Origin of the sequence: Bradyrhizobium sp. 23, from assembly GCF_023073295.1 — a bacterium.
Classification (GTDB): Bacteria; Pseudomonadota; Alphaproteobacteria; order Rhizobiales; family Xanthobacteraceae; genus Bradyrhizobium; species Bradyrhizobium canariense_D.
Window position 1 is genome coordinate 446749 of the sequence record NZ_JADPJF010000151.1, and the last position, 4651, is coordinate 451399.

6 protein-coding genes are annotated in these 4651 nt (G+C 60.6%); 3 read left to right on the top strand and 3 right to left on the bottom strand.

Features of this window, described 5'->3' with window-relative positions; genetic code table 11:
- The 3 genes from IVB32_RS39135 to IVB32_RS39145 all read left to right on the top strand — a co-directional run.
- Nucleotides 1–570: TOBE domain-containing protein (locus tag IVB32_RS39135; RefSeq protein ID WP_247413092.1), on the top strand; the 570-nt coding region annotated here is incomplete at its 5' end.
- A 282-nt stretch (nt 571–852) separates the two neighbouring features.
- The gene (locus IVB32_RS39140) at nt 853–1278 is read left to right on the top strand and encodes an Hsp20 family protein (RefSeq protein ID WP_026233018.1); all 426 of its coding nucleotides are present in this window, start codon (nt 853–855) and stop codon (nt 1276–1278) included.
- Between the two features lie 51 nt (nt 1279–1329).
- Nucleotides 1330–1602, top strand: coding sequence for a DUF1150 domain-containing protein (locus IVB32_RS39145; RefSeq protein WP_007598581.1), 273 nt, complete (start codon nt 1330–1332; stop codon nt 1600–1602).
- A 165-nt stretch (nt 1603–1767) separates the two neighbouring features.
- On the opposite strand, the gene IVB32_RS39150 is transcribed toward IVB32_RS39145, so the two are convergent.
- From IVB32_RS39150 to IVB32_RS39160, 3 genes are all read right to left on the bottom strand, one after another.
- Nucleotides 1768–2790 carry a cellulase family glycosylhydrolase gene (locus IVB32_RS39150; RefSeq protein WP_247413136.1) on the bottom strand — a complete coding sequence of 341 codons (1023 nt, stop codon included), beginning with the start codon at nt 2788–2790 and terminating at the stop codon, nt 1768–1770.
- Nucleotides 2787–4187, bottom strand: a complete 1401-nt coding sequence (locus IVB32_RS39155; protein ID WP_247370548.1) for an O-antigen ligase family protein — start codon at nt 4185–4187, stop codon at nt 2787–2789. The genes IVB32_RS39150 and IVB32_RS39155 overlap by 4 nt, the downstream gene beginning before the upstream one ends.
- A 182-nt stretch (nt 4188–4369) precedes the next feature.
- Nucleotides 4370–4651, bottom strand: a 282-nt coding sequence (locus tag IVB32_RS39160) for a PTS sugar transporter subunit IIA (RefSeq protein WP_247413094.1), incomplete at its 5' end; no start/stop codon positions are given.

Sequence of the window (4651 nt, forward strand, 5' to 3'; positions counted from 1 at the left end):
ATCGCGATGCGGGTCGAGATCCGCAAATTGCAGCGCCGGCTCAACACCACGTCGATCTACGTCACCCACGACCAGCTCGAGGCGATGACGCTCGCCGACATTCTCGTGGTGATGAATGGCGGCCAGGTCGAGCAGGTCGGCAATCCCTTGGCGATCTACGAGAAGCCGGCGACGACTTTCGTCGCCTCCTTCATCGGCGCGCCACCGATGAATCTGATGTCGATTCGCGCCGACGAGATCAAGTCGCAGCTCGGCAGCACCGACGCCGGCATCCTCGGCATTCGCCCGGAGGATTTCGTCATCACCGACCAGAGCCCGGCCGGCGGCGTCGCCCTTCCGCTCACCGTGGAAGCGATCGAGCGCGTCGGCGCTGAAACCTTCGTTTACGGCACGCGGGCTCAGGACGAGCAGCGCATCGCCGCCAACCCCGGCGAACTGCCGCCCGGCGAGGTCATCGTCCGCATTCCCGGCTCAGAGGCGCCTCCGATCGGCGAGAAGATCCGCGTCGCAGCAATGCGCCAAAAGCTGCATCTGTTCAGCGGCGATGGGCGGACGCGGATCGAGGCCTGATCGGGTTCCGCTGGGCCGTCGATTAAAAAACGCGAAAACAACCCCATGCACAGTAGAAGGGGGTTTGTTTTTGTTGAGAAAAATCACACCGCAATTTCGTCGGGCCGGCTTGTGGCAGGCGTTTCGCGCCATGGCGACAAGTCAGCTTTTGCGGGTGAGCTGCCAGTCCACAGCCCCGGCTACGTCCTTGAACCCACACGCGGATATGCCCATATTGCTGATCAAGGGGTGCCTGTACGGGCCCTGATGCACCAAAGTCGCTTCGAGAGGACTTTGTAAACTATGTCTCGTGTTCCCATGCTTTCCAGTCCCTTCCTTCTGGGCTTCGACGAGATCGAGCGCGTGCTCGATCGGGTTGTCAAAGGCGCCGACGGTTACCCTCCCTACAATATCGAGAGGTGCGACCGGTCGGAGGGCCAGCCCGAGCGTCTGCGGATCACGCTGGCGGTCGCCGGATTCACCCGCGACCAACTCGATGTAACCATTGAGGAAAACCAGCTCGTCATTCGCGGGCGGCAGCAGGACGACAAGACCCGGCAATACATCCATCGCGGCATCGCCGCGCGCCACTTCCAGCGCACTTTCGTGCTGGCGGAGGGGATGCTGGTGCTGGGTGCGGATCTGAAGAACGGATTGCTGGCGATCGATCTTGCCCGGCCGGAACCGGAGAGGATCGTTAAGACAATCGCTATCAATGAGCACGAATAATGGAACGAGTAGCGGACTCGACCGCTTAGTTTCGAGAGAGGAGTCGAGACCATGAGTGAAGGTCACGTTGCGTTCGAATACGAAGCCAAGAACGTCTCGCCGGAAACGCTGGCAACCCTCGGCGAAGGCCATATCGCCTATGTGAAGCAGATCCGCTCTGAGGATGTGCCGGGCCTGTTTCCCGAAGCGCCGAAGATCGCGCCGGGCCTCAAGCTCTTCGCGCTCCACGCCGCCGACGGCACGCCGATCATGCTGACCGACAGCCGCGAAGCCGCAATCGCCAACGCCTGGAGCAACGAGCTGCAAGCGGTGAGCGTGCACTGAGCACGCGCGCGTCGCACGAATAGGGTTTCAAGCGGGCATGCCTTCGCAGGAAGGCGTGCCCGTTTGCTTTGGGGGATCCAGAATCTTTCCGTGGCAAGATTTTGGATTGCTTCGCTCGCTCGCAATGAGGCAGTGTGCGGCGATGGCTCGCGTCCCGGATGCACCTCAACGCCCGGCCGGAAGCAGTGCCCGCAGGATGTCCGGCTTCCAGGCTTGACGCGCGCTGTCGAAGGCCGCGAAATCATGATCGAACTGCCAATAGGCCCAAGCCCAGCCAAGCCGCTCTGCGCTCCGCGCCACGAATGACAGATATCTGGTCCGTGCTTCGGCTGGAGCGGCCTCGTACACGCCGAACTCGCCGAGATAGATCGGGCGCTTTTCTCTTTGGGACCAGGACCGAATCTTCTCGAAATCGGCGCGGGCCTTCTGTTTATCCTCCGGGGTACCCCAGTCGAGCGGGCCGATTCGCGAGAATGTGGGCGACCACGGTGCGCCCTGATGGGTGAAACGGATCGGCGCGTAATAGTGAAACGTGACGATCAGATTCCGGTCATCCGACGGCAGGACCAGGTCCTCGACCGGCATCTCGTCGACGTTGAGAACCGAAGCGATGACCGTCCGCCGGGGATTGGTGGCGCGGATGATGCTGAGGCACTTGTTCAGAAGGCCGTTCCAGCCGGTGGACGACATCTGCCCGCCCGGCTCGTTGAGGACCTCGAAGACAAGTGCTGGATATTTCCCGGCGTAGCGCGCGGCGATTTGGGTCCAGAACGATTTCAGCTTGTCTGTGCACTCGGAGATGTCGCGCTGACAAACATGGGTATCGTGCTCGTCCAGGATGGGGATGAGATTTCGGGCGAGCACTTCCTCGATGACGCCATCGAGCCGCCTCAAGACGACTTCATCCATTACCTTCTCCGGATTCATGAATCTAAAGCCGAAGAAATTTATCCGAACGTGCGAGAACCCGGCGCGTCTGATCGCAGTGAGGTTGTCCAGACGAAATGGCGCGTTTCGGCCTCCCTCCCAGACGCCGTCGTAGCCGAGGATGTTGATGCCGCGCCCCAATTTTGGAGCAGGGGGCGTGTTGGCCTGTCCGGCTGCCTCGGTCCGGAAGCAGATCGGAAGCACGGATAGTGCCAAGACAAGACGAAAGGCTATCGTCCAGCGGACGCGGATGGCATTCATCCTGTTTGCCCCGTCATTGCTGCAGGCCCCTGCTGGGGCACCGGCCTGCACACTGCGAAGAAGAATGCGACGAGCAGCACCGACGTGAACATTGTCGAGCGAAGAAACATCGTCTCCGTGAAGTTCGATTGAAAGCTCAGGACGACGAAGCCGATGATCAGCGCGCAGTGATGCCGATCGATCGACCGGGTGGCGATCAAATAGAGGACCTTTTCCGAGAACAGATAAACGCTCGTGACGAACAGCAAATATCCCAGAAATCCAGTTTCAATCGCGACCGCGATGTAACCGCTATGATAATTGTCGAGCACCCAGCCATGATTCTGGTTGAAATAGTCGTAGATCGCGGGGCGCGTCCAGAATCCGTTGATGCCGAAGCCCAGCAGCGGCGCATCGTTGAAATGGCCGATGGCGTACTGCCAAATGAAGGTCCGCTCGGTCAAATCGACGGTCGCCTCGCCGAGATGGATGGAATCGTACCCCGTCACGTAAAAATACAGCATCAGCAGAGCGGCCAGGATGCACATGATGAATGGCAACACCGCATAGATTTTCATGCAGCGGATCGACCACATGGAAGTCACGAGCAGCCCGCCCGCCGCGAATGCGACAGCGCCGGCACCACGCGACTCCGAGGCGATGACGCAGGTCGATGCCAGAACAAGCGACACGAGGAATGCAATCCATCCCTGCCCCGTGATCTTCTGATAACAGGCAAAGAACATCAGATATGCGCTGATAAAGCCGAGCGTCTGCTTCGATTCGTAGATTCCTTGCCACTGGCCGTTGTGCATCCAGCTCTGGTCGACGCCGATCTCGGGCACGAAGACGGCGCACAACGCCGAGGCGGCGACCAGAACGAACAGCCCAAGCGCCGTGGATCCGACGATCTCGTCGATGTCGATACGCGTGATGAGGCAATACGCACCGAAAGTCGTCACCACAAGTGCAACGCTCTTCATGATCGCTGCGATGGAAAGCGTGGTCCAGAGAACGGAAACGGCCGCGAGGGCATAAAATGTGACCAACGCGATGAGATCTGGATTGGGCTGGATCCGGACCCGCGGCCGTACGAAGACACTGGCATAGATCGAGACGATCCACATCAGCAGCGCGACCGCCTGCTGCACATAGCTCCACTCTGAAGGTAGTAATGCGGGGTGAAGAACACCCATTGATGCGACCACGTTGAGGGTGATCGAGCTGCGGATCACGTTTCTGGCCAGCCGTTCCACGCCGGCGCTTGGCGCTTTCCAGATCGCGCTTTCATATGCATCGGAGTCCGCTGCGGTATGCAGTCCGGCGCCAAGCTGACCACCCTGAAGCACGGCCGCGGGCCGCTCTTCCGCCCCGGCACCGATGTGCAGCGGCGCCCTTCCATTCCCAGTCACGTGCACTCAGTCCATAACGGCGAACGGCCCTTAACGATGTGAGGGCCGCCCCTATGCCCTACGTCTCAAACGGGAAGATATTCGCGTCTTCTACCTTCGAGATCAAGATGAGCATGACGAGATTGCTGCGCGCCGCGCAATCCAGGTGCCAGAATCGATCGGGCCTTATCCTGCAAGAAGGAGGGGAGTTACGCCGCGGTCGCCGGCGGCAGCGCGAGCACCGAATAGATCGCCTGGGCATCGCGCGAGGCGCGGAGCTTCTTGGCGATGTCCTGGTCGCGGAGCAGGCGGGCGATGCGGGCCAGCGCCTTGAGGTGATCGGCACCGGCGCCTTCGGGGGCGAGCAGCAGGAAGACGAGATCGACCGGCTGGCCGTCCATCGATTCGAAATCGATCGGGCGATCGAGGCGGGCGAACATGCCGAAGATCTTTTCCAGCTTGGGCAGCTTGCCGTGGGGAATGGCGACGCC